The sequence below is a fragment of the Marinospirillum sp. genome (genome assembly GCF_014859565.1).
On the sequence record NZ_JACUUA010000005.1, the window covers coordinates 26154 to 49687 of the forward strand.

Annotated in this window: 29 protein-coding genes; all 29 read left to right on the forward strand. The window is 52.1% G+C overall.

What is annotated here, in order from left to right; translation table 11 throughout:
* The first annotated feature begins 186 nt into the window (after positions 1–186).
* The 29 genes from rplJ to rplO all read left to right on the forward strand — a co-directional run bounded on the left by rplJ (position 187) and on the right by rplO (position 23520).
* Positions 187–690: a 50S ribosomal protein L10 gene (gene rplJ / locus IBX50_RS01725; RefSeq protein ID WP_292252839.1), complete on the forward strand. Its 504-nt coding sequence runs from the start codon at positions 187–189 to the stop codon at positions 688–690.
* A gap of 63 nt (positions 691–753) precedes the next feature.
* Positions 754–1122 carry a 50S ribosomal protein L7/L12 gene (rplL, locus tag IBX50_RS01730; protein ID WP_292252840.1) on the forward strand — a complete coding sequence of 123 codons (369 nt, stop codon included), beginning with the start codon at positions 754–756 and terminating at the stop codon, positions 1120–1122.
* 203 nt (positions 1123–1325) lie between these two features.
* Positions 1326–5405: a DNA-directed RNA polymerase subunit beta gene (gene rpoB, locus IBX50_RS01735; protein WP_292252841.1), complete on the forward strand. Its 4080-nt coding sequence runs from the start codon at positions 1326–1328 to the stop codon at positions 5403–5405.
* Between the two features lie 108 nt (positions 5406–5513).
* Positions 5514–9728 carry a DNA-directed RNA polymerase subunit beta' gene (gene rpoC, locus IBX50_RS01740; RefSeq protein WP_292252843.1) on the forward strand — a complete coding sequence of 1405 codons (4215 nt, stop codon included), beginning with the start codon at positions 5514–5516 and terminating at the stop codon, positions 9726–9728.
* Between the two features lie 178 nt (positions 9729–9906).
* Positions 9907–10278 (forward strand): 30S ribosomal protein S12, encoded by a 372-nt coding sequence (rpsL, locus tag IBX50_RS01745; protein WP_292252845.1) that lies wholly within the window; start codon positions 9907–9909, stop codon positions 10276–10278.
* Positions 10279–10375: 97 nt separating this feature from the next.
* Complete coding sequence (gene rpsG / locus IBX50_RS01750; RefSeq protein ID WP_292252847.1) at positions 10376–10846, forward strand: 30S ribosomal protein S7; 471 nt, start codon at positions 10376–10378, stop codon at positions 10844–10846.
* A gap of 12 nt (positions 10847–10858) precedes the next feature.
* Complete coding sequence (fusA, locus tag IBX50_RS01755; protein ID WP_292252848.1) at positions 10859–12964, forward strand: elongation factor G; 2106 nt, start codon at positions 10859–10861, stop codon at positions 12962–12964.
* Positions 12965–13000: 36 nt separating this feature from the next.
* Positions 13001–14194: an elongation factor Tu gene (gene tuf / locus IBX50_RS01760; protein ID WP_292252850.1), complete on the forward strand. Its 1194-nt coding sequence runs from the start codon at positions 13001–13003 to the stop codon at positions 14192–14194.
* 173 nt (positions 14195–14367) lie between these two features.
* Positions 14368–14679: a 30S ribosomal protein S10 gene (rpsJ, locus tag IBX50_RS01765; protein WP_072326854.1), complete on the forward strand. Its 312-nt coding sequence runs from the start codon at positions 14368–14370 to the stop codon at positions 14677–14679.
* Between the two features lie 120 nt (positions 14680–14799).
* Complete coding sequence (gene rplC, locus IBX50_RS01770) at positions 14800–15441, forward strand: 50S ribosomal protein L3 (protein WP_292252853.1); 642 nt, start codon at positions 14800–14802, stop codon at positions 15439–15441.
* A gap of 14 nt (positions 15442–15455) precedes the next feature.
* Positions 15456–16061 carry a 50S ribosomal protein L4 gene (gene rplD / locus IBX50_RS01775; RefSeq protein WP_292252854.1) on the forward strand — a complete coding sequence of 202 codons (606 nt, stop codon included), beginning with the start codon at positions 15456–15458 and terminating at the stop codon, positions 16059–16061.
* Complete coding sequence (rplW, locus tag IBX50_RS01780; protein WP_292252856.1) at positions 16058–16354, forward strand: 50S ribosomal protein L23; 297 nt, start codon at positions 16058–16060, stop codon at positions 16352–16354. Before rplD ends, rplW begins: the two co-directional genes overlap by 4 nt.
* 16 nt (positions 16355–16370) lie before the next feature.
* Entirely contained in the window at positions 16371–17195 is an 825-nt protein-coding gene (rplB, locus tag IBX50_RS01785) for a 50S ribosomal protein L2 (RefSeq protein ID WP_292252858.1), read from the forward strand.
* A gap of 18 nt (positions 17196–17213) precedes the next feature.
* Positions 17214–17489, forward strand: a complete 276-nt coding sequence (gene rpsS / locus IBX50_RS01790; RefSeq protein WP_072326859.1) for a 30S ribosomal protein S19 — start codon at positions 17214–17216, stop codon at positions 17487–17489.
* A 14-nt stretch (positions 17490–17503) separates the two neighbouring features.
* A complete protein-coding gene (gene rplV / locus IBX50_RS01795) occupies positions 17504–17836 on the forward strand; it encodes a 50S ribosomal protein L22 (RefSeq protein WP_292252891.1) in 333 nt (110 codons plus the stop codon).
* An 11-nt stretch (positions 17837–17847) separates the two neighbouring features.
* Complete coding sequence (gene rpsC, locus IBX50_RS01800; protein WP_292252859.1) at positions 17848–18558, forward strand: 30S ribosomal protein S3; 711 nt, start codon at positions 17848–17850, stop codon at positions 18556–18558.
* An 11-nt stretch (positions 18559–18569) separates the two neighbouring features.
* Positions 18570–18983, forward strand: a complete 414-nt coding sequence (gene rplP / locus IBX50_RS01805) for a 50S ribosomal protein L16 (RefSeq protein WP_292252860.1) — start codon at positions 18570–18572, stop codon at positions 18981–18983.
* Positions 18983–19174 carry a 50S ribosomal protein L29 gene (gene rpmC, locus IBX50_RS01810; RefSeq protein ID WP_292252861.1) on the forward strand — a complete coding sequence of 64 codons (192 nt, stop codon included), beginning with the start codon at positions 18983–18985 and terminating at the stop codon, positions 19172–19174. Before rplP ends, rpmC begins: the two co-directional genes overlap by 1 nt.
* A gap of 2 nt (positions 19175–19176) precedes the next feature.
* On the forward strand, positions 19177–19443 hold the full coding sequence (rpsQ, locus tag IBX50_RS01815; RefSeq protein ID WP_292252862.1) for a 30S ribosomal protein S17: 267 nt from the start codon (positions 19177–19179) through the stop codon (positions 19441–19443).
* Positions 19444–19486: 43 nt separating this feature from the next.
* Positions 19487–19855 (forward strand): 50S ribosomal protein L14, encoded by a 369-nt coding sequence (rplN, locus tag IBX50_RS01820; protein ID WP_292252864.1) that lies wholly within the window; start codon positions 19487–19489, stop codon positions 19853–19855.
* Positions 19856–19870: 15 nt separating this feature from the next.
* On the forward strand, positions 19871–20188 hold the full coding sequence (gene rplX / locus IBX50_RS01825) for a 50S ribosomal protein L24 (RefSeq protein ID WP_292252866.1): 318 nt from the start codon (positions 19871–19873) through the stop codon (positions 20186–20188).
* Positions 20189–20205: 17 nt separating this feature from the next.
* On the forward strand, positions 20206–20745 hold the full coding sequence (gene rplE / locus IBX50_RS01830) for a 50S ribosomal protein L5 (protein WP_292252867.1): 540 nt from the start codon (positions 20206–20208) through the stop codon (positions 20743–20745).
* 10 nt (positions 20746–20755) lie between these two features.
* Entirely contained in the window at positions 20756–21061 is a 306-nt protein-coding gene (gene rpsN, locus IBX50_RS01835) for a 30S ribosomal protein S14 (protein ID WP_292252868.1), read from the forward strand.
* A gap of 24 nt (positions 21062–21085) precedes the next feature.
* Positions 21086–21478, forward strand: coding sequence for a 30S ribosomal protein S8 (gene rpsH / locus IBX50_RS01840; RefSeq protein WP_292252869.1), 393 nt, complete (start codon positions 21086–21088; stop codon positions 21476–21478).
* An 11-nt stretch (positions 21479–21489) separates the two neighbouring features.
* On the forward strand, positions 21490–22026 hold the full coding sequence (gene rplF / locus IBX50_RS01845) for a 50S ribosomal protein L6 (protein WP_292252870.1): 537 nt from the start codon (positions 21490–21492) through the stop codon (positions 22024–22026).
* 9 nt (positions 22027–22035) lie between these two features.
* The gene (gene rplR, locus IBX50_RS01850) at positions 22036–22386 is read left to right on the forward strand and encodes a 50S ribosomal protein L18 (RefSeq protein ID WP_292252871.1); all 351 of its coding nucleotides are present in this window, start codon (positions 22036–22038) and stop codon (positions 22384–22386) included.
* 11 nt (positions 22387–22397) lie between these two features.
* The gene (rpsE, locus tag IBX50_RS01855) at positions 22398–22898 is read left to right on the forward strand and encodes a 30S ribosomal protein S5 (RefSeq protein ID WP_292252872.1); all 501 of its coding nucleotides are present in this window, start codon (positions 22398–22400) and stop codon (positions 22896–22898) included.
* 4 nt (positions 22899–22902) lie between these two features.
* Positions 22903–23082 carry a 50S ribosomal protein L30 gene (rpmD, locus tag IBX50_RS01860; RefSeq protein WP_292252873.1) on the forward strand — a complete coding sequence of 60 codons (180 nt, stop codon included), beginning with the start codon at positions 22903–22905 and terminating at the stop codon, positions 23080–23082.
* 3 nt (positions 23083–23085) lie between these two features.
* Positions 23086–23520: a 50S ribosomal protein L15 gene (gene rplO, locus IBX50_RS01865; protein ID WP_292252875.1), complete on the forward strand. Its 435-nt coding sequence runs from the start codon at positions 23086–23088 to the stop codon at positions 23518–23520.
* The last annotated feature ends 14 nt before the right edge of the window (positions 23521–23534 follow it).

Consider the following 23534-nt stretch of genomic DNA (forward strand, 5'->3'; position numbering starts at 1 on the left):
TGCTTTGTTCGCTGGTAACCCGTCAAAGACCGCAGGAGCAATCAAAAATTGCTTAATAGCCTGCGCAGATGGATGACCGCCGAAATTGTCGGTCCAACCATCATACCGACCTCGGAACTATCCGGGGGGTTGGAAACCGTGGAAGGGTCTGTTACTCAGGCTTTTCCGTAACAGGAGCAAGATAAAGTGGCACTAAGTCTCAAAGACAAACAGGCCATTGTTGGCGAAGTCAACGATGCTGCCAAAGCTGCTCTGTCCGTAGTTCTCGCTGATTCACGCGGTGTCACTGTAAGCGCCATGACCGAGCTGCGTAAGCAGGCTCGTGAAGCGGGTGTCCAGATGCGTATTGTTCGTAATACCCTGGCGCGCCGTGCATTTGCAGACACCACCTATGAGTGCCTTGAACAGGCACTGACAGGTCCGACTCTGATTGCATTTTCTATGGAACATCCGGGTGCAGCTGCTCGTCTGTTCAAAGATTTTGCCAAGAGTCAGAAGGCATTTGAAGTTAAAGCGATGGCTTACGAGGGCGAGCTGATTCCAGCTGCTGATATCGACCGTCTGGCAACACTGCCGACTTACGACGAAGCAATTGCAAAGCTGATGGCTACCATGAAAGAAGCCGCAGCGGGCAAACTGGTACGTACCCTTGCAGCCCTGCGCGACCAGAAGCAGGAGGAAGCAGCTTAATTGCTGCTTTCCTTGATTTAATTCTGAGTCATCAAACTCACTATTTACTCAGGTAAAGTTAACATGGCACTTAATAAAGAAGACATTCTCAACGCTATTGCTGAAATGACTGTAATGGAAGTTGTAGAACTGGTCAGCGCAATGGAAGAGAAGTTTGGCGTTTCTGCAGCTGCCGCTGTAGTAGCAGGTCCTGCAGGCGCTGCCGAAGCGGCTGAAGAAAAAACTGAATTTGATGTTGTTCTGACTTCTGCTGGTGAGAAGAAAGTAAACGCGATCAAAGCAGTTCGTGAAATCACTGGCCTGGGTCTGAAAGAAGCCAAGGCAATGGTTGATGGCGCTCCTGCCACAGTTAAGGAAGGTGCTTCCAAGGCTGATGCAGATGCTGCCAAGGCCAAGCTTGAAGAAGCCGGCGCGACGGTGGAACTTAAGTAATTTGCATGGCAGCTTACGGCTGCTTTAGCAGAATGGCTGGTGGTGCCTGTGCACCGCCGGCCTTTTTCTGTTGAAGCAAGCTGAGTTGGGTTGACTGTGAGCCGTATTAATATTGCGGCAGGTCACAGCCGGGGGACACCTCCCCTTGAAGGTGTAGTGACCACTTGCGGTCTGGTTTCTGGTGAACAAGCTGGGGAAAACTGATGGCTTACTCGTACACTGAGAAAAAACGCATCCGCAAGGATTTCAGCAAACTGCCACAGGTAATGGACGTACCTTATCTGCTGGCCATACAGCTGGACTCCTATCGCCAGTTCCTCCAAGAGGATAAAACAGGTGATGCGCGTACTGAAACTGGCTTGCATGCTGCATTTCAGTCCGTGTTCCCAATCGAGAGCTACTCGGGCAATGCTGCACTTGAATATGTGAGCTATCGCCTCGGAACCCCGGCCTTTGATGTTAAGGAGTGTGTTCTGCGTGGCGTCACTTTTGCTGCCCCTTTGCGGGTTAAAGTGCGTCTGGTCATTTATGATAAAGACTCTCCGAATAAAGCAATCAAGGACATTAAAGAACAGGAAGTTTACATGGGTGAAATGCCGCTCATGACCAAAAACGGTACCTTTGTTATTAATGGTACCGAGCGCGTTATTGTTTCTCAGTTGCATCGTTCTCCTGGTGTGTTCTTTGATCACGACCGGGGCAAAACGCATTCTTCCGGCAAGCTGCTTTATTCAGCGCGGATTATTCCTTACCGTGGTTCCTGGCTGGATTTTGAGTTTGATCCCAAGGACATGGTTTACGTGCGTATCGACCGTCGTCGCAAGCTGCCTGCGAGCATTTTGCTGCGCGCCCTGGGTTATTCTGCAGAGCAGATCCTGGGTATGTTCTTCGATACTGGCAGCTTCCATGTTGATAAAGACGGATTCTACATTGAACTGGTTCCATCACGCCTGCGCGGTGAAACCTCTTCATTCGAGATCTGTGACAAAGACGGCACTGTACTGGTAGAAAAAGATCGTCGTATCACCCAGAAGCATATTCGCCTGCTGGAAAAAGCAGGTATTGAGCGTCTGGCTGTACCGGTTGAATACATCCACGGCAAAGTGCTTGCCAAGGATATGATTGACCCAGCTACCGGTGAGCTGATTGTGGAATGCAACACCGAGATCAACGAAGAAGTTCTGACCAAGCTGGCTACCGCAAAAATCACTCATTTTGAAACGCTGTACACCAATGACCTGGATTGCGGTCCATTTATGTCGGATACCCTGCGTATTGATCCGACCCGCTCACAACTTGAAGCGCTGGTCGAAATTTACCGCATGATGCGTCCTGGTGAGCCACCCACCAAAGAAGCGGCGGAAAGTCTGTTTTCCAATCTGTTCTTCTCAGAAGATCGTTACGACCTGTCCTCTGTTGGTCGCATGAAGTTCAATCGTCGCCTGCGTCGGGACATCGACACAGGTGAAGGCGTGTTATCCCACGATGACATCATTGATGTGATGCGTGAGCTGCTGAACATTCGTAACGGCAAGGGTGAGGTTGATGATATTGATCACCTGGGTAACCGCCGTATTCGTTGTGTTGGTGAAATGGCTGAAAACCAGTTTCGTGTTGGTCTGGTGCGTGTTGAGCGGGCAGTTAAAGAGCGCTTGTCACTGGCAGAAAGTGAAGGCCTGATGCCTCAGGATCTGATCAACGCCAAACCAGTTGCGGCAGCTGTTAAAGAATTCTTTGGCTCCAGCCAACTGTCACAGTTCATGGACCAGAACAATCCGCTGTCCGAAGTCACACACAAACGTCGTGTTTCCGCACTCGGCCCGGGTGGTCTGACCCGTGAACGTGCAGGTTTTGAGGTGCGTGACGTGCATCCGACCCATTATGGTCGTGTCTGCCCGATCGAAACACCGGAAGGCCCGAACATTGGTCTGATCAACTCGCTGGCCACCTATGCTCGCACCAACTCCTACGGTTTCCTTGAAACGCCTTACCGTACGGTTGTGGATGGCAAGGTGACTGACGAAGTCACTTATCTGTCAGCCATTGAAGAAGGTCAGTATGTTATCGCTCAGGCTTCTGCGAAGCTGGACGATAAAGGCAATCTGATTGATGAGCTGGTTCAGGTGCGCCACAAGGGTGATACCACCTTTGTAACCCCTGAACAGGTGACTCGGATGGACGTGTCACCCCGTCAGGTAGTCTCGGTTGCTGCGTCACTGATTCCTTTCCTTGAGCACGATGACGCCAACCGCGCACTGATGGGCTCCAACATGCAGCGTCAGGCTGTACCAACACTTAGAGCTGACAAGCCGCTGGTGGGTACTGGCATGGAGCGTTTTGTAGCTCGCGACTCAGGTGTTTGTGCGGTTGCCCTGCGTGGTGGTGTGGTCGATTCCGTGGATGCCTCCCGTGTTGTAGTACGCATCAACGAAGATGAGCTGGTGGGTGGTGAAGCGGGTATCGACATCTACAACCTGACCAAGTACACCCGTTCCAACCAGAACACCTGTATCAACCAGCGCCCAATTGTTAAGCCGGGGGATGTTGTGAGCCAGGGTGATATTCTGGCGGATGGGCCTTCAGTGGATATGGGTGAGCTGGCTCTGGGTCAGAACATGCGTATTGCCTTTATGCCCTGGAACGGTTTTAACTTCGAAGACTCGATTCTGGTTTCTGAGCGGGTAGTACAGGAAGACCGTTTCACCACGATCCACATTCAGGAACTGACCTGTGTGGCGCGTGATACCAAACTGGGTTCTGAAGAGATTACTTCGGATATTCCCAACGTGGGTGAGTCTGCTCTGTCAAAACTGGATGAATCCGGCATTGTTTACATCGGTGCAGAAGTAGGCCCCGGTGACATTCTGGTCGGTAAGGTAACACCCAAGGGTGAAACCCAGCTGACTCCGGAAGAAAAACTGCTGCGCGCCATCTTTGGTGAAAAAGCTTCCGACGTGAAAGACACTTCACTGCGTGTCTCTACCGGTATGAAAGGCACCGTTATTGATGTGCAGATCTTCACCCGTGATGGTGTTGATAAAGACAAACGCGCCCAGTACATCGAACAGATGCAGCTGGATGAAGTCCGCAAGGATCTCAAGGAAGAATTCCGTATTGCTGAAGAAGCAACCTTTGCGCGTCTGCGTAATGCCCTGAGCGGTCAGCCGGTGAATGGTGGCCCGCAGCTGTCCAAAGGTGCACAGGTTACTGATACCTACCTGGATGAACTGCCCTCAGTGCAGTGGTTCAAACTGCGCATGCAGGATGAAGCGCTGAACGAGCTGCTGGCTCAGGCTCAGGTGCAGCTGGACGAACGCAAAACCATCATGGAGGAGAAGTTTGAAGACAAGAAGCGCAAGCTGCAGCAGGGTGATGACCTTGCGCCGGGCGTGTTAAAAATCGTCAAGGTGTATGTTGCCGTCAAACGTCGTATCCAGCCGGGTGACAAGATGGCTGGTCGTCACGGTAACAAGGGTGTTATCTCTGCGATCATGCCTGTTGAGGATATGCCTTACAACGAGAAGGGTATCCCGGTTGATATCGTATTGAACCCGCTGGGTGTACCTTCACGTATGAACGTTGGACAGGTTCTGGAAACTCACCTTGGCTTGGCAGCAAAAGGTCTGGGCGAGAAGATTACTGAAATGCTTGAGCAGGAGCGTTCCACGCAACTGACCGAGATTCGCAGTTTCCTTGAACAGGTCTACAACCAGTCTGGTGGTAAGCGCGTTGAAGAACTGGATAGTTTGTCTGATGCCGAAATCATCGAGCTGGCACGCAACCTTAAAAATGGTGTGCCGATGGCAACACCGGTTTTTGATGGTGCCAAAGAGCAAGAGATTAAGGCAATGCTGGAACTTGCCGGACTTCCACGTAGTGGCCAGATGTACCTGTATGATGGCCGTACCGGTGACAAGTTTGATCGTCCGGTAACGGTTGGCTACATGTACATGCTGAAGCTGAACCACCTGGTTGACGACAAGATGCACGCACGTTCCACCGGCTCTTACAGTCTGGTCACCCAGCAGCCGCTGGGTGGTAAGGCGCAGTTTGGTGGTCAGCGTTTTGGTGAGATGGAGGTCTGGGCGCTGGAAGCTTATGGTGCTGCCTACACCCTGCAGGAAATGCTGACAGTCAAATCAGATGACGTGAACGGTCGTACCAAGATGTATAAAAACATCGTTGATGGTAATCACCGGATGGAACCAGGCATGCCTGAGTCCTTCAACGTACTGATCAAGGAAATACGTTCTCTGGCGATTGATATCGACCTGGAATACTGAGTAATACTGCCGGACAGCATGCTGTCCGGCAGACCCCGGTATTCCGGGGCTGGATGAGATTGCATGGCGGGCTGTTGCCCGCTGCCACTCCAACGGGAGCTGCGGCTGATGAAAGACCTGGTTAATGTATTGCGCACTCAGGGTCAACCTGAAGAATTTGAATCGCTGAAGATTTCTCTGGCCTCGCCGGATATGATCCGGTCCTGGTCGTTTGGTGAAGTCAAAAAGCCGGAAACCATCAACTACCGCACGTTCAAGCCAGAGCGTGATGGTTTGTTCTGTGCCAAAATTTTTGGCCCGGTAAAAGATTACGAGTGTCTGTGCGGCAAGTACAAGCGCATGAAACACCGTGGCATCATCTGTGAAAAGTGTGGTGTTGAGGTGACTCAGGCCAAGGTACGCCGTGAGCGTATGGGTCACATTGAACTGGCCTCACCCGTTGCTCACATCTGGTTCCTGAAATCCCTGCCCTCCCGTATTGGTCTGATGCTGGACATGACTCTACGTGATATCGAGCGGGTACTGTATTTTGAAAGTTTTGTAGTCATTGACCCCGGCATGACCACGTTAGAAAAAGGTCAGCTGCTGAATGACGAGCAGTATTTTGATGCGCTGGAAGAGTTTGGTGATGACTTTGATGCCCGCATGGGTGCCGAGGCTATTCAAGCTCTGCTGCAGGACATCGACCTGGCGGATGAAATTGAAAAAATCCGTGAAGAGATTCCGCAGACTTCATCTGAAACCAAGATGAAAAAAATCACCAAGCGCCTGAAAATTCTTGAAGCCTTCCGTGATTCTGCCAACCGGCCGGGCTGGATGGTGCTGGAGGTGCTGCCCGTGTTACCGCCGGATCTGCGTCCGCTGGTACCACTGGATGGTGGCCGTTTTGCCACCTCTGACCTGAATGATCTTTATCGCCGGGTGATCAACCGTAACAACCGTCTGAAGCGCCTGCTGGAGCTGAATGCTCCGGATATCATTGTGCGCAACGAAAAACGTATGTTGCAGGAAGCGGTTGATGCTCTGCTGGATAACGGCCGTCGTGGTCGCGCCATCACCGGTAGCAACAAGCGTCCGCTGAAGTCACTGGCTGACATGATCAAAGGTAAGCAGGGTCGTTTCCGTCAGAACCTGCTGGGCAAGCGCGTGGATTACTCTGGACGTTCGGTGATTACCGTAGGCCCGACTCTGCGTCTGCATCAGTGTGGTCTGCCGAAAAAAATGGCGCTGGAGCTGTTTAAGCCGTTCATCTTTGCCAAGCTGGAAGCCCGTGGTCTGGCGACCACCATCAAGGCTGCCAAAAAGATGGTTGAGCGCGAACTGCCAGAAGTCTGGGATATCCTGGCTGAAGTGATTCGCCAGCACCCAGTGATGCTGAACCGTGCACCAACTCTGCACCGCTTGGGTATTCAGGCCTTTGAACCGGTGCTGATCGAGGGTAAAGCGATCCAACTGCACCCACTGGTCTGTGCGGCCTACAACGCCGACTTTGACGGTGACCAGATGGCTGTACACGTACCGCTGACACTGGAAGCCCAGCTGGAAGCACGTGCACTGATGCTGTCCACCAACAACGTGTTGTCACCTTCCAACGGCGAACCAATCATTGTTCCTTCACAGGACGTGGTGCTGGGTCTGTATTACATGACCCGCGAAAAGATTGGTGCCAAGGGTGAAAACATGGTGCTGAGTGGTATTGATGAAGCTGAGCGTGCATATGCCACTGGCAGTGCTAGCCTTCATGCTCGCATCAAGGTACGTATCACTGAAACCGTGAAAGAAATTGAAGGTGAACCCTACACCCGTACATTCATGGCGGAAACTACCGTTGGTCGTGCGCTGCTGTCACGCATCATGCCAAAGGGTCTGCCTTTTGAGCTGGTGAACAAGGCGCTGAACAAAAAAGCCATTTCCCGTCTGATCAATGAGGCCTATCGTCGCGTGGGTCTGAAGGATACGGTTATTTTTGCTGACCAACTGATGTACACAGGTTTCCGTTATGCCACCTGGTCCGGTTGTTCGATCGGTGTAAACGACTTTGTTATTCCAGACGAAAAAGCAAAAATTGTGGCCGAAGCCGAAGCCGAAGTGAAACAGATCGAGCAGCAGTTTGCTTCCGGTCTGGTGACCCAAGGCGAGAAATACAACAAGGTGATCGACATCTGGTCCAAAGCCAACGATAAAGTGGCGAAGGCAATGATGGCCGGTATCTCCAAAGAAACGGCGGTGGACAGCAAGGGTGTTGAGCACGAGCAGGACTCCTTTAACAGCGTGTTCATTATGGCCGACTCGGGCGCTCGTGGTTCTGCTGCCCAGATTCGTCAGCTGGCCGGTATGCGTGGTCTGATGGCCAAGCCCGATGGTTCGATCATTGAAACACCGATTGTGGCCAACTTCCGTGAAGGTCTGAACGTACTCCAGTACTTCATCTCCACTCACGGTGCTCGTAAAGGTCTGGCGGATACGGCATTAAAAACAGCCAACTCCGGTTACCTGACTCGTCGTCTGGTGGATGTGGCGCAGGATCTGGTGGTTACTGAACTGGATTGTGGCACCGAAGAAGGTCTGGTGATGCACCCCGTCATTGAAGGCGGTGACATCATTGTACCTCTGTCCCAGCGTGTACTGGGTCGGGTGGTTGCCCGTGACGTGCTGAATGCCGAAACCGGTGAAGTGGTCATCAACAAAGGCACCCTGCTGGACGAAAAATGGTGTGATCGTCTGGATGCTCTGGGTGTGGATGAAATTGTTGTTCGTTCCGCGATTACCTGTGAGACCCGTTTTGGCGTTTGCTCCAAGTGTTATGGTCGTGATCTAGCGCGTGGCCATCAGGTCAACGTTGGTGAAGCTGTTGGTGTTATTGCAGCCCAGTCGATTGGTGAGCCAGGTACTCAGCTGACCATGCGTACCTTCCACATCGGTGGTGCGGCATCCCGTGCTTCCGCCACGGACAGTGTACAGGTCAAGCACGGGGGTAAAGTACGTTTCCACAACATCAAGTTTGTGAACCGTGCGGATGGCAAGCTGGTGGCGGTATCCCGTTCCGGTGCAATGGCTGTTGCTGACTCCCAGGGTCGTGAACGCGAATACTACAAACTGCCTTATGGTGCTGAAGTCAGTGTGGCGGATGGCTCACAGGTTGAAGCAGGGCAGATGGTGGCTAAGTGGGATCCACACACTCACCCGATTGTTGCTGAAGTCGCGGGTCGAGTGCAGTTCACGGATATGGAAGATGGCATCACCATTAACCGTAATATTGATGATCTGACCGGTCTGTCATCGATTGAAATCATCGAAACTCAGCACCGTCCTGCAGCAGGTAAGGACAAACGTCCAATGATGCTGCTGCTGGATGCCAACGGTAAAGAAATTACTCTGCCGGGCAGCCAGACACCGGTGCAGTATATTCTGCCCGGTAAGGCGGTAGTGACCATTGAAGATGGGGCAGCAGTTGCCGTCGGTCAGATTATTGCGCGTATTCCACAGGAAAGCAGTGGTAACCGCGACATCACAGGTGGTCTGCCACGTGTGGCTGACTTGTTTGAAGCGCGTCGTCCAAAAGAACCGGCGATTCTGGCTGAATTTGATGGCACTGTGTCGCTGGGCAAAGAAACCAAAGGCAAGCAGCGCATTATTATCACCCCGAATGATGGTGGTGATCCGTTTGAATTGTTGATCCCGAAATGGCGTAAAATCAACGTCTTTGAAGGTGAAACGGTTCAGCGTGGTGAAGTCATCTCCGATGGCCCGCCTAGCCCACACGATATCCTGCGTTTGTTGGGTGTCAGTGAGCTGGCAAAATACATTACCACAGAAGTACAGGACGTTTACCGTCTGCAGGGTGTTGTCATCAACGATAAACACATTGAGGTTATTGTCCGGCAGATGCTGCGTAAGGTCGAAATCATTGAGTCCGGTGATTCTTCCTTTATCGGTGGTGAACAGGTTGAATACTTCAAGGTGCTGGCAGAAAACGAAGCGTTGTTGAAATCGGGCAAGTTTGCCGCGCGGTTTGAGCGTCTGTTGCTGGGTATCACCAAGGCTTCGCTGGCAACTGAGTCGTTTATTTCTGCTGCATCCTTCCAGGAGACCACGCGGGTACTGACCGAGGCTGCTGTGAATGGCAAGCGCGATCATCTGCGCGGCCTGAAAGAAAACGTGGTGGTTGGTCGACTGATACCTGCCGGTACTGGTTTGACTTATCATGCACAGCGCAAGCGTCGTCGTGAAGACCAGAAGGTTGTTCTCAGCGGCCCGAGCGCAAGTGAAGTGGAAGCAGCGCTGACCAGTGAATTGTCAGCTATGGATCAGGACGAAGATTAAAGTCCTGGGGTCGGTAGGAGTCGGTGAATAGCCTGCTCCTACTTGACCTCTTGTGCTTTCTGACCGTAGAATGCGCTTCCTCAAAAGAGGGGATAGGTGCGTCTATCCATTTTGTACTATCAGAAATCTGCCTTGTGGCGGTGTTTTTACACCAAAACAGACATTGGAGTTTGCTTGCATGGCAACAATTAATCAGTTGGTTCGCAAGCCACGCAAACGTAAGGTAGCCAAAAGCGACGTTCCTGCGCTTCAGGCTTGCCCACAAAGGCGTGGTGTTTGTACTCGTGTTTACACGACTACCCCTAAAAAACCTAACTCGGCACTGCGTAAAGTCTGCCGTGTGCGTCTGACCAATGGTTTCGAAGTTTCTTCGTACATTGGTGGTGAAGGTCACAACCTTCAGGAGCACTCGGTTGTTCTGATTCGCGGTGGTCGTGTAAAAGACTTACCTGGTGTGCGTTATCACACTGTACGCGGTGCTCTGGATACCTCTGGTGTTCAAGCGCGTCGTCAGGGCCGTTCCAAATATGGCGCCAAGCGTCCTAAGTAATATTTTCAGTTAACTGTGTCGGATAAGAGTAAGGCCAGGCCGTTTTGATTCATGCCGATGTCCTGGGGTTACCTGAAGACCGTTTAGAGGGCTTATCATGCCAAGAAGAAGAGTTGCGGCGAAACGTGAAATACTTCCAGATCCCAAATACGGAAGTGATCGTCTGGCCAAGTTCATCAACCACGTGATGGAAAGTGGTAAAAAGTCTGTTGCCGAGCGCATTGTTTATGGCGCACTGAGCAAAGTGGAAGAACGCACCAAGAAAGACCCGATTGAGCTTTTCGAGAAAGCACTCGAAAGCATTCAGCCGCTGGTTGAGGTTAAGTCCCGCCGCGTTGGCGGTGCTACTTATCAGGTTCCGGTTGAAGTACGTCCTTCTCGTCGTACAGCACTGGCCATGCGCTGGCTGGTGGATTTTGCACGCAAGCGTGGCGAGAAATCCATGGATCTGCGCCTTGCTGGCGAGATGATGGATGCCGCAGAAGGTAAGGGTGCAGCTGTCAAGAAGCGTGAAGATGTGCACCGCATGGCTGAAGCTAACAAGGCATTTTCACACTACCGCTTCTAAGGGAGGCCCCAAGTGGCACGTAAAACCCCTATTAATCGTTACCGTAACATCGGTATCTGTGCTCACGTTGATGCGGGTAAAACCACGGCAACTGAGCGCGTGCTGTTCTACACCGGCGTTAACCACAAGCTGGGTGAGACGCACGACGGTGCATCCACAACGGACTGGATGGAGCAGGAGCAGGAGCGTGGTATCACGATCACCTCAGCGGCTGTTACCACTTTCTGGAAAGGCATGGCTCACCAGTTTGATGAACACCGTATCAACATCATCGACACCCCCGGGCACGTTGACTTCACGATCGAAGTAGAGCGCTCACTGCGCGTACTGGATGGTGCGGTTGTTGTGTTCTGTGCGTCATCTGGTGTTGAGCCGCAGTCAGAGACTGTATGGCGTCAGGCTAACAAGTACGAAGTACCGCGTCTGGTATTCGTTAATAAGATGGACCGTTCCGGTGCTGATTTTGAGCGTGTTGTTGCTCAGATCAAGACTCGTCTGGCGGCCAATCCTGTTGCGATTCAGCTGCCAATTGGTGCGGAAGAAGAGTTCGAAGGTGTTGTTGACCTGATGCAGATGAAGTCCATTTACTGGAATGAAGCTGACCAGGGTATGACCTTTGAGCTGCGTGATATTCCTGAGCATCTGGTTGAGAAGGCTGAGTTGTTCCGTGAGCAGATGATTGAAGCTGCCGCTGAAGCCAACGAAGAGCTGATGAACAAGTACCTTGAAGAAGGTGAGCTGACGACTGAAGAAATCAAAGCTGGTTTGCGTCAGCGTGTTATTGCTAACGAAATTGTACTGGCTCTGTGTGGTTCTGCCTTCAAAAACAAGGGTGTTCAGGCTGTGCTGGATGCTGTTGTTGAATACCTGCCTGCTCCGAACGAAGTTAAGGCAATCGAAGGTGAGTTGGAGAATGGTGAGACTGGCGTGCGCCCAGTTGATGACAATGAGCCCTTTGCAGCTCTGGCATTCAAAATTGCTACCGACCCCTTTGTTGGTACTCTGACTTACATTCGTGTCTATTCAGGTGTTCTGGAAAGTGGTTCCGGTGTGTACAACTCCGTAAAGCAAAAGAAAGAGCGTGTTGGTCGTCTGGTTCAGATGCATGCCAATAACCGTGAAGAGATCAAAGAAGTGCGTGCTGGAGACATCGCGGCCTGTGTAGGCTTGAAAGATGTAACCACCGGTGACACCCTGTGCGATCTGGACAATAAAATTGTTCTGGAGCGTATGGAATTCCCTGATCCGGTTATTTCGGTTGCTGTCGAACCGAAGTCCAAGGCCGACCAGGAAAAGATGGGTATTGCTCTGAGTAAGCTGGCTCAGGAAGATCCATCCTTCCGCGTCAAAACGGATGAAGAAACGGGTCAGACGATTATTTCCGGTATGGGTGAACTGCACCTGGACATCATCGTTGACCGTATGCGTCGTGAATTCAAAGTGGAAGCCAACATCGGTAAGCCACAGGTTGCATACCGTGAAACCATTCGTAAGAAGGTTGAGCAGGAAGGCAAGTTTGTGCGTCAGTCCGGTGGTCGTGGTCAGTATGGTCATGTCTGGCTGAAAATCGAGCCGCTCACCGATAAGGGTGAAGATGGCGAGAAGACTTACGAGTTCGTTAACGAAGTCGTTGGTGGTGTAGTACCGCGCGAGTACATTCCTGCTGTTGATAAGGGTTGCTTTGAGCAGCTGCAGAATGGTGTTCTTGCCGGTTACCCAATGATCGACGTTAAAGTCACCATCTTTGATGGTTCTTACCATGACGTCGACTCTAACGAAATGGCCTTCAAAATTGCCGGTTCCATGGCAATCAAGGAAGGCGCAAGGAAAGCAGGCGCAGTATTACTTGAGCCGATGATGAAGGTTGAAGTGGTCACGCCTGAAGAGTACATGGGCGACGTTATGGGCGACTTGAACCGCCGTCGTGGTCTCGTACAGGGCATGGACGATATACCCGCTGGTAAGATCGTGCGTGCAGAAGTTCCGCTGGGTGAAATGTTCGGTTACGCAACCGATCTGCGCTCCGCAACTCAGGGCCGTGCTAGCTACTCCATGGAGTTTGCTAAGTACTCAGAGGCACCGGCTAGCATTGTAGATGCCGTAATCAAACAGAAGTAATTTTTAAATCTGCCGTTAACTGAAGAGGTTATCGTTGTGGCTAAAGAAAAATTTGAACGTAGCAAACCCCACGTAAACGTTGGCACCATTGGTCACGTTGACCATGGTAAAACCACTCTGACCGCTGCCCTGACTCGCGTTTGTGCAGAAGTATTTGGTGGTACTGCAGTTGCATTCGATGGTATCGATAATGCACCTGAAGAGCGGGAGCGTGGTATCACCATCGCAACTTCTCACGTTGAATACGAATCAACCATTCGCCACTACGCTCACGTCGACTGCCCCGGCCACGCTGACTATGTTAAAAACATGATCACTGGTGCTGCACAGATGGACGGTGCAATTCTGGTTTGTTCTGCAGCTGATGGCCCCATGCCTCAGACTCGTGAGCACATCCTACTGTCTCGTCAGGTTGGCGTTCCATACATCGTTGTGTTCATGAACAAAGCGGACATGGTTGATGATGAAGAGCTGCTGGAACTGGTAGAGATGGAGCTTCGTGACCTGCTGTCCATGTACGAGTTCCCTGGTGACGACACTCCGATCATCATCGGTTCTGCGCTGATGGCACTGAACGGTGAAGACGACAACGAAATGGGCACCACTGCCGTTCGTAAACTGGTTGAAGCTCTGGATACTTATATTCCTGAGCCTGAGCGTGCCATCGACAAGCCGTTCCTGATGCCGATCGAAGACGTATTCTCCATCTCCGGTCGTGGTACTGTTGTGACGGGTCGTGTTGAGCGTGGCATTGTTAAAACCGGCGAAGAAATTGAAATCGTTGGTATTGTTGACACGGTTAAAACTACTTGTACTGGTGTTGAGATGTTCCGCAAACTGCTCGATGAAGGTCGTGCGGGTGAGAACATCGGCGCCCTGCTGCGTGGCACCAAGCGTGACGACGTACAGCGTGGTCAGGTTCTGGCCAAGCCAGGCTCCATCAAGCCTCATACCCAGTTTGAAGCAGAAATCTACGTTCTGTCTAAAGACGAAGGTGGCCGTCACACGCCTTTCTTCAAAGGCTACCGTCCTCAGTTCTACTTCCGTACAACTGACGTAACCGGTTCTTGTGAACTGCCAGAAGGCGTGGAAATGGTTATGCCTGGTGACAACGTTAAGCTGATTGTTACCCTGATCGCTCCAATCGCGATGGAAGACGGTCTGCGTTTTGCCATCCGTGAAGGTGGTCGTACTGTTGGTGCTGGTGTTGTTGCCAAAATCCTTGCCTGATTGGGTAGCGGCCTGAGCCAATAAAAGAGGGTCTCCGTAAGGAGACCCTCTTTCTTGTATCAAATTTGCGCTTAAAATTTGACACGCATGAAATCACGGCACTATAATGCTGCTCCTTTTTCAGGTGCAGATCCGGTGTCTGTGCCATGTAGTCCGTACCGGAGCATTGGATAATGCAAGACCAGAAAATCCGTATTCGGCTGAAATCGTTTGATCATCGCCTGATCGATCAGTCTGCGCTGGAGATAGTTGAAACTGCCAAGCGCACTGGTGCACAGGTGAAGGGTCCGATTCCTCTGCCGACTCGTAATGAAAAATTTACTGTGCTGATTTCTCCGCACGTAAACAAAGATGCCCGTGACCAGTACGAAATTCGTACTCACAAGCGCGTGCTGGATATCGTTGAGCCAACAGAAAAAACTGTTGATGCACTGATGAAGCTCGAGCTGGCCGCTGGTGTGGATGTTCAGATCAGCCTGGGCTGATCTGACTGAGTAGTGAAAAGCAGTTAGCGTCGTGAGACGCAGTACAATTTAGATAGTGGAATGCCCTGGAAAAGGCAGCCATAGCGGGTGATAGCCCCGTACACTGATAGGAGACATGAAATGGCTCTTGGCTTGGTCGGTAAGAAAAGCGGCATGACCCGCATTTTCACCGAAGACGGTGTATCTATACCCGTCACCGTGATTGAAGTCACTCCTAACCGCATTACGCAGATCCGTACGCCTGAGGTGGATGGTTATTCTGCAGTGCAGGTTACTGCTGGTTCGCGTAAAGCGAAGCATCTGACCAAAGCGCAGGCTGGGCATTTTGCCAAAGCTGGTGTTGAGGCAGGTCGCATCGTGCGCGAATTCCGTCTTGCTGATGATCAGGAAGTCCCTGCACAGGGTTCTGAACTGACTGTCAGTCTGTTCGAAGCTGGTCAGATTATTGATGTGACCGGTACATCTAAGGGTAAGGGTTTTCAGGGTGCTGTAAAGCGCTGGAACTTCCGTACTCAGGATGCAACCCATGGTAACTCCCTCTCTCACCGTGCTCCTGGCTCCATCGGCCAGAACCAGACTCCTGGCCGTGTATTTAAAGGCAAAAAAATGGCTGGGCAAATGGGTGCAGAGCAAGTGACCGTGCAATCCCTGGAAATCGTTCGTGTTGACGCTGAGCGTAATCTGCTGTTGGTCAAGGGCGCTGTGCCCGGAGCCACTGGTGGTGACGTGATCGTTCATCCAGCGGTCAAGGCTCGCAGCTAAGAGGATAATGACGCATGAACCTGAATCTAGCCGGAGCTCAGGGTACTGTCGAAGTATCCGATGCGACCTTTGGAAAAGAATTTAACGAAGCCCTCGTTCACCAGGTAGTTGTTGCATACATGTCTGGTGCTCGTCAGGGTAGTCGTGCTCAGAAGACACGTGCAGAAGTCAGTGGCGGCGGCAAAAAACCGTGGCGTCAAAAAGGTACTGGCCGTGCTCGTTCTGGTACCGCGACTTCTCCGATCTGGCGTAAAGGTGGTGTAACCTTTGCTGCCCGCCCTCAGGATCACTCTCAGAAAGTGAACAAAAAAATGTATCGCTCCGCGATGCGTTCGATTCTTTCTGAACTGGCCCGTCAGGATCGTCTGATTGCTATCGAAGAATTTACTGTCGATGCACCCAAGACCAAACTGCTGGCTGCCAAGCTTGAGGAAATGAAGCTGAGCAAAGTACTGATCATCACTTCAGAGCTGAATAGCAACCTGTACCTGGCAGCGCGTAACCTGCCGCATGTTGAAGTTATTGAAGCCGATGCAGTCGACCCTGTCAGCCTGATCGCCTACGAAACCGTGCTGGTTACCGTACCGGCCCTGCGTCAGTTCGAGGAGAAATTGGGATGAACCAGGAGCGCCTGTTTAAAGTGCTGCTCGGTCCACACATGACCGAGAAGGCTGCAATACTGGCTGATGACAAGAATCAGTACGTATTCAAAGTAGCCGCAGATGCGACCAAGCCTGAAATCAAAAAGGCTGTAGAGCAGCTGTTTGATGTCAAGGTTGATGCCGTCAGTGTTGTTAACACCAAAGGCAAAACCCGACGCACTCTTCATGGTCTCGGTCGTCGCAAAGGTTTCCGCAAGGCGTATGTTAGCCTGGTGGAAGGTCAAGCGATCGACTTCGCTGACGCGGAATAAGGCAAGGGGTTGAATCATGGCAGTTATTAAGACTAAGCCGACTTCACCCGGTCGCCGCCACCTGGTCAAGGTGGTGAATAAGGATCTGCATAAAGGTGCACCACACGCACCTCTGCTGGAATCCAAAAGCAAGACCGGCGGCCGTAACAACAATGGACGCATTACCACTCGCCATATTGGTGGTGGTCATCGTCAGCATTACCGTATTGTCGACTTCAAACGCGACAAAGACGGTGTGGTAGGTGTAGTGGAGCGTCTGGAATATGATCCAAACCGTTCTGCACACATCGCCCTGATCAAGTACCTGGACGGTGAGCGTCGCTACATCATTGCCCCAAAAGGCCTGGTGGCTGGTGATCGTATTCAGTCGGGTATGGATGCTCCGATCAAGGCAGGTAACACTATGCCGCTGCGTAACATGCCACTCGGTGCCACTCTGCACTGTGTTGAGCTCAAGCCTGGCAAGGGTGCGCAAATTGCGCGTTCCGCTGGTGCCTCAGTTCAGCTGGTTGCACGTGAAGGCGCTTACGCCACTCTGAGGCTGCGCTCCGGCGAAATCCGCAAAGTATTAGTGGATTGCCGTGCAACCCTGGGTGAAGTAGGTAACAGCGAGCACAGTCTGCGTGTCCTCGGTAAAGCCGGTGCCAGTCGTTGGCGTGGTGTTCGTCCTACCGTTCGCGGTATGGCGATGAACCCTGTTGACCACCCTCATGGTGGTGGCGAAGGCCGCAACAAGGGTATGCATCCGACTTCGCCTTGGGGTGTGCCAACCAAGGGTTACAAAACTCGCAAAAACAAGCGCACGAACAATCTGATTGTTCGCCGTCGCAAAGCGAAATAACTTTAAGGGGATACCGCTGTGCCTCGTTCACTGAAGAAAGGTCCTTTCATTGACCTTCATCTGTTGAAAAAAGTGGAAGTTGCGGTTGAAGGCAAAGACAAGAAGCCAATTAAGACTTGGTCTCGTCGCTCAATGATCATTCCAGATATGATCGGCCTGACAATCGCTGTCCACAATGGACGCCAGCATGTACCGGTTTACATCACAGAAGAGATGGTCGGTCACAAGCTGGGTGAATTTGCTGCAACCCGTACTTATCGCGGACATGCAGCTGACAAGAAAGCCAAGCGCTAATTCAGGAGGTAATGATGGAAGTCGCCGCTAAAATGCGTGGTGCACGTCTGTCCGCACAGAAGGCTCGCTTGGTTGCTGATCAGGTGCGTGGCAAGAAGGTTGCAGACGCGCTTAACCTGCTGACCTTCAGCCCGAAAAAAGGTGCTGAGCTGGTCAAGAAGGTGCTTGAGTCTGCAATTGCAAACGCTGAGCATAACGAAGGTGCTGATATCGATGAACTGCGTGTTTCCACTATTATGGTGGATGAAGGCATGACCATGAAACGCATTAAACCGCGTGCCAAGGGTCGGGCTGATCGCATTCTCAAGCGCACTTGCCATATCACTGTCAAGGTTGCAGACCGGTAAGGAGTCACCCTATGGGTCAGAAAGTAAATCCAACCGGCATTCGCTTGGGCATCGTCACAGAGCATACCTCAACCTGGTACGCTGAAGGCCCTGCTTATGCCGATAAGCTGAACAATGACTTGCAAGTGCGTAGCTTCCTCGAAGCACGTCTCAAGCAAGCTGCTGTCAGCCGCATCCAGATCGAGCGTCCAGCAAACAACGCCCGCATTACCATCCACACCGCCCGTCCAGGCATTGTGATTGGTAAAAAAGGTGAAGATGTTGAACGCCTGCGTAAAGATGTGTCTGACATGATGGGTGTGCCTGTGCACATCAACATAGAAGAAGTCCGTAAGCCTGAACTGGATGCTGCTCTGGTTGCTCAGAGTGTTGCTGGTCAGCTGGAGCGTCGTGTGATGTTCCGTCGTGCTATGAAGCGCGCAGTACAAAACGCCATGCGTCTGGGTGCCAAGGGTATCAAGATCCAGGTTGGTGGTCGTCTTGGTGGTGCAGAGATTGCCCGCTCTGAATGGTATCGCGAAGGCCGTGTGCCGCTGCACACGTTGCGCGCTGATATCGACTACTCCACTGCTGAAGCTCATACCACTTACGGCGTTATCGGCGTCAAGGTGTGGATCTTCAAAGGTGAGATCCTGGGCGGGATCGCAGAGGTGCGTGCCAACGCTGCTAAACAAGCACAGCAGCCGCAGCAACAGGCACCTAAGAAAAAAGGTTCCAAGTAAGGGGATAGTCGATGTTACAGCCTAAGCGTACAAAATTCCGCAAGATGCACACGGGCCGTAACCGCGGCCTGGCGCTGCGCGGAAATAAGGTCAGCTTTGGTGAATTCGGTCTGAAAGCCACTGGACGCGGTCGTTTGACTGCTCGCCAGATTGAAGCGGCACGTCGTACTATGACTCGCCACATCAAGCGCGGTGGTAAGATTTGGATCCGGGTTTTCCCAGACAAGCCGATCACTGAAAAGCCGTTGGAAGTTCGTATGGGTAAAGGTAAGGGTAACGTGGAATACTGGGTTGCCCTGATCCAGCCAGGCAAGGTTCTGTATGAAGTTGAAGGTGTAACAGAAGAACTGGCGCGTCAAGCCTTTGCACTTGCAGCTGCCAAACTTCCTATCCCGACAACTTTTGTTAAACGGACGGTGATGTAATGAAAGCTCAAGAACTGCGCGGCAAAACAGCCGAGGAGCTCAAAGACCAGCTGCACAACCTGTTGCGTGAGCAGTTTCAAATGCGCATGCGTAAGGTAACCGGTCAGCTGGGTCAGTCTCATCTGCTCAAGCAGCTGCGTCGCGATATAGCACGCGTTAAAACCGTGCTGAACGATAAGGCAGGTAAATAATAATGGCCGAAGTCGAAAAGAAAGCAAAGACTGTCACCGGCAAAGTGGTCAGCGACAAAATGGAGAAATCCATTACTGTAATGATTGAGCGGAGTGTTGCTCATCCTCTTTACGGTAAATATGTTCGCCGTTCCACTAAGCTACATGCACATGACGAGACCAATGAAGCTCGCATGGGTGACACCGTAACCATCCAGGAAACACGTCCGCTGTCTAAGACAAAATCCTGGAAACTGGTTGAGATTGTTGAGCGCGCCAAGGAAGTCTGAGGAAACTCGGATTTCCAAGCTGCTTAAGGTTTGGAGATAAACAATGATTCAGACGCAATCAATGCTGGATGTTGCCGACAACAGCGGCGCGCGTCGCGTCATGTGCATTAAGGTTCTCGGTGGTTCCCACCGTCGCTATGCACGTGTTGGTGACATCATCAAGGTCACCGTAAAAGATGCCATTCCGCGTGGTAAGGTGAAGAAAGGTCAGGTTCTCAAGGCTGTGGTTGTCCGCACCAGGGCACCGGTACGCCGTCCGGACGGTTCTGCTATTCGTTTTGACGGCAATGCTGCCGTTATTCTGGATAACAAAGACGCTCCGATGGGCACGCGTATTTTCGGGCCGGTAACACGTGAGCTGCGCGGCGACAAGTTCATGAAGATCATTTCCTTGGCACCTGAAGTGCTGTAAGGAGCGAGGCCGGTTATGCGCAAAATTAAACGTGACGATGAAGTAATCGTCATTGCAGGCAAAGACAAGGGTAAGCGTGGTACTGTAAAGCGCGTTCTTAAGGACGATCGTTTTGTGGTGTCCGGTGTGAATATGATCAAGCGTCACACCCGCCCAAACCCCTACGCCAATCAGCCTGGCGGCATTATTGAGCGCGAAGCGCCCATTCATGCTTCCAACGTTGCCATTTTCAATAAAGAAACTGGCAAAGCTGATCGAGTAGGGTTCAAGGTCCTGGACGATGGTTCCAAGGTACGTATTTTCAAGTCGACTCAAGCTGAGATCGACGCCTAATCAAGTCAGGTATCAGCATGGCTAGATTGAAAAAGCTTTACCAAGATGAAGTAGCTGCCAAACTGAAAGATGAGCTTGGCTTAAAGAATGTAATGGAAGTACCGCGCATCACCAAAATCACCCTGAATATGGGTGTAGGTGAAGCTCTCAGCGATAAAAAGCTGATGGAAAACGCCGTTGCGGATCTGGAAAAATTGAGTGGGCAAAAAGCACTCGTGACCAAAGCACGCAAGTCTATTGCTGGCTTTAAAGTTCGCGAAGGCTGGCCGATTGGTTGCAAGGTAACCCTGCGCCAGGAGCGCATGTGGGATTTCCTGGATCGTCTGGTGGATGTTGCGATTCCTCGTATTCGTGACTTCCGTGGCTTGAATCCCAAGTCATTTGACGGCCGTGGTAACTACAGCATGGGTGTGCGTGAGCAGATCATTTTCCCTGAAATCGACTACGACAAGGTCGACCGGGTACGTGGTCTGGACGTAACCATCACCACGACTGCCCGTAACAACGACGAAGGCCGTGCGCTGCTTGCAGCTCTTGGCTTCCCGTTCAAGAAGTAAGGGGAAAGACATGGCGAAGGTTTCCATGATGCAGCGTGAGCTGAAGCGCGCCAAGCTGGTAGAGAAGTTTGCTGCCAAGCGTGCCGAGCTGAAAGCCATTATTGTTAATCCGCAGACCTCTGAAGAAGATCAGTGGGCTGCGCTGCAACAGCTGCAGAAGCTGCCACGCGACTCCAGCCCTGCCCGTCAGCGTAACCGCTGCCGTGCAACTGGCCGTCCGCATGGTTTCTACAACAAGTTCGGTCTGGGCCGCAACGCACTGCGTAAAGCAGCAATGCGTGGCGACGTACCAGGTCTGCGCAAGTCCAGCTGGTAAGCAGGATCCAGGAGTGCAAAGCGAATGAGCATGCAAGACACCCTGGCGGATATGGTTACCCGTATTCGCAATGCACAAATGGCAACGAAGGAGACGGTCACCATGCCGTCCTCCAAGATGAAAATCGAAGTTGCCCGGGTGCTGAAAGAAGAAGGTTACGTTGCGGACTATCAAGTTCAGGGTGATGTTAAACCCGAGCTGACTGTAACCTTGAAATACTTCGAAGGCAAAGCGGTCATCGAGAAGATCGAACGTGTCAGTAAACCGAGTCTGCGTCAGTACAAAGGCAAGAATGATCTGCCTAAAGTATCTGCTGGACTGGGTGTAGCGATTGTCTCCACCTCTAAAGGTGTGATGACGGATCGTGCTGCACGTGCGGCCGGTGTCGGTGGCGAAGTCATCTGCACCGTGTTCTAAGGGAGAGTACAATGTCCCGCGTAGCAAAGAAACCGATTGAACTGCCAGCTGGCGTCGAAATTAAGATTGATGGCGGCAAGGTTACTGTAAAAGGTGCCAATGGCTCACTGGAACTGAACGTGCACAAGCTCGTTGATGTGAAAGTGGAAGACAACACTGTGACGGTTGCCGCTGGCAATCCGAGCAACAAGGCTGCCTGGGCGCATGCCGGTACTACACGTGCACTGGTCAACAATATGGTGACTGGTGTGTCTCAAGGCTTCACCAGAAGCCTGGAGATCATCGGTGTAGGTTATCGTGCACAAGCCAAAGGGCAAACAATCAATCTCACCTTGGGCTTCTCCCATCCGGTGGATTACACCTTACCTGCCGGCGTTACCGCAGAGACCCCCAGCAACACCCTGATTGTTCTTAAGGGTGCTGACAAGCAATTGCTTGGTCAGGCTGCTGCCGAGATCCGCAACTACCGCCGCCCAGAGCCTTATAAAGGCAAGGGTGTCCGCTATAGCGATGAACAAGTTCGTCGTAAAGAAGCCAAGAAGAAGTAAGGCAGGGTTATGAACGCGAAGAAAGAATCTCGTTTACGTCGTGCCCGCCGTGCCCGCGCCAAAATTCGCGAGCTGGGCGCTGTGCGCCTGTGCGTGAATCGCACACCGCGGCACATTTATGCGCAGATCATTTCCGCCGATGGAGGTCAGGTATTAGCCAGTGCCTCCACACTCGACGGCAGTCTGCGCACTGGTGCGACAGGTAATATCGAAGCCGCCACCAAGGTGGGCAAGCTGATCGCTGAACGTGCTAAAGCCGCAGGCATCTCTGCTGTAGCTTTTGACCGTGGCGGTTTTAAATATCACGGTCGCGTAAAAGCCTTGGCTGATGCGGCTCGTGAAGGCGGCCTGGAATTCTAAAGGGTGTAACGATGGCGAATATTGAAAAAACTGCCGGTGACCTGCAAGAAAAGCTTGTTCAGGTTAACCGTGTCGCCAAAGTGGTCAAGGGTGGTCGCATTTTTGCGTTCACCGCCCTGACTGTGGTCGGTGACGGCAATGGCCGCGTTGGCTTTGGTCGTGGCAAGGCACGTGAGGTGCCTGTTGCGATTCAAAAGGCAATGGAACAGGCTCGCCGCAACATGGTAAGCGTTCAACTGGACGGTTCCACGTTGCAGTATCCTGTGCGTGCTGCTCATGGAGCCTCTAAGGTCTTCATGCAGCCTGCCTCTGAAGGTACGGGTATCATCGCCGGTGGTGCGATGCGCTCTGTACTGGAACTGGCGGGTGTGCAAAACGTTCTGGCTAAAATTTACGGTTCCACCAATCCGGTGAACGTAGTTCGTGCCACTATCAAGGGTCTGGCTGCGATGCAAGCACCAGAAGACATTGCTGCCAAGCGCGGCAAGACCGTAGAAGACATTCTGGGGTAATACCATGGCGAAATTAAAAGTCACTCTGGTACGCAGCCCCATTGGCACACTGCCAAAGCACAAGCTGTGTGTCAAAGGTCTGGGTCTGCGCCGCATCGGCCATCAGGTCGAGGTGGAAGACACTCCCGCAGTACGTGGCATGATCAATAAGGTCAACTACCTGCTGCAGGTTGAAGGAGCTTAAGTCATGCATCTGAACGATCTGAGCCCGGCACCGGGCTCCAAGCCTGCTGCCAAGCGTGTAGGTCGCGGTATCGGCAGCGGTCTCGGCAAAACTGCCGGACGTGGCCACAAAGGTCAGAAATCCCGCTCCGGCGGCAAGGTATCGCCAGGTTTTGAAGGCGGTCAAATGCCACTGCAGCGTCGTCTGCCCAAGTTCGGCTTCACGTCACACAAAGCACCTCTGAGTGCTGAAGTGCGACTGCATGAAATTGCACAAGTTGAAGGCGATCTGGTCACGCTGGACACTCTGAAAGCTGCGGATGTCATCAAAGACTCCACGCAGTTTGTCAAAGTGATCCTGTCTGGCGAAATCAATCGCGCCGTTACCCTGCAGGGCGTTAAAGCCACCAAGGGTGCGCGTGCGGCTATCGAAGCGGCTGGCGGTAAAGTCGAAGACTAAGTAGGTCGAGGACG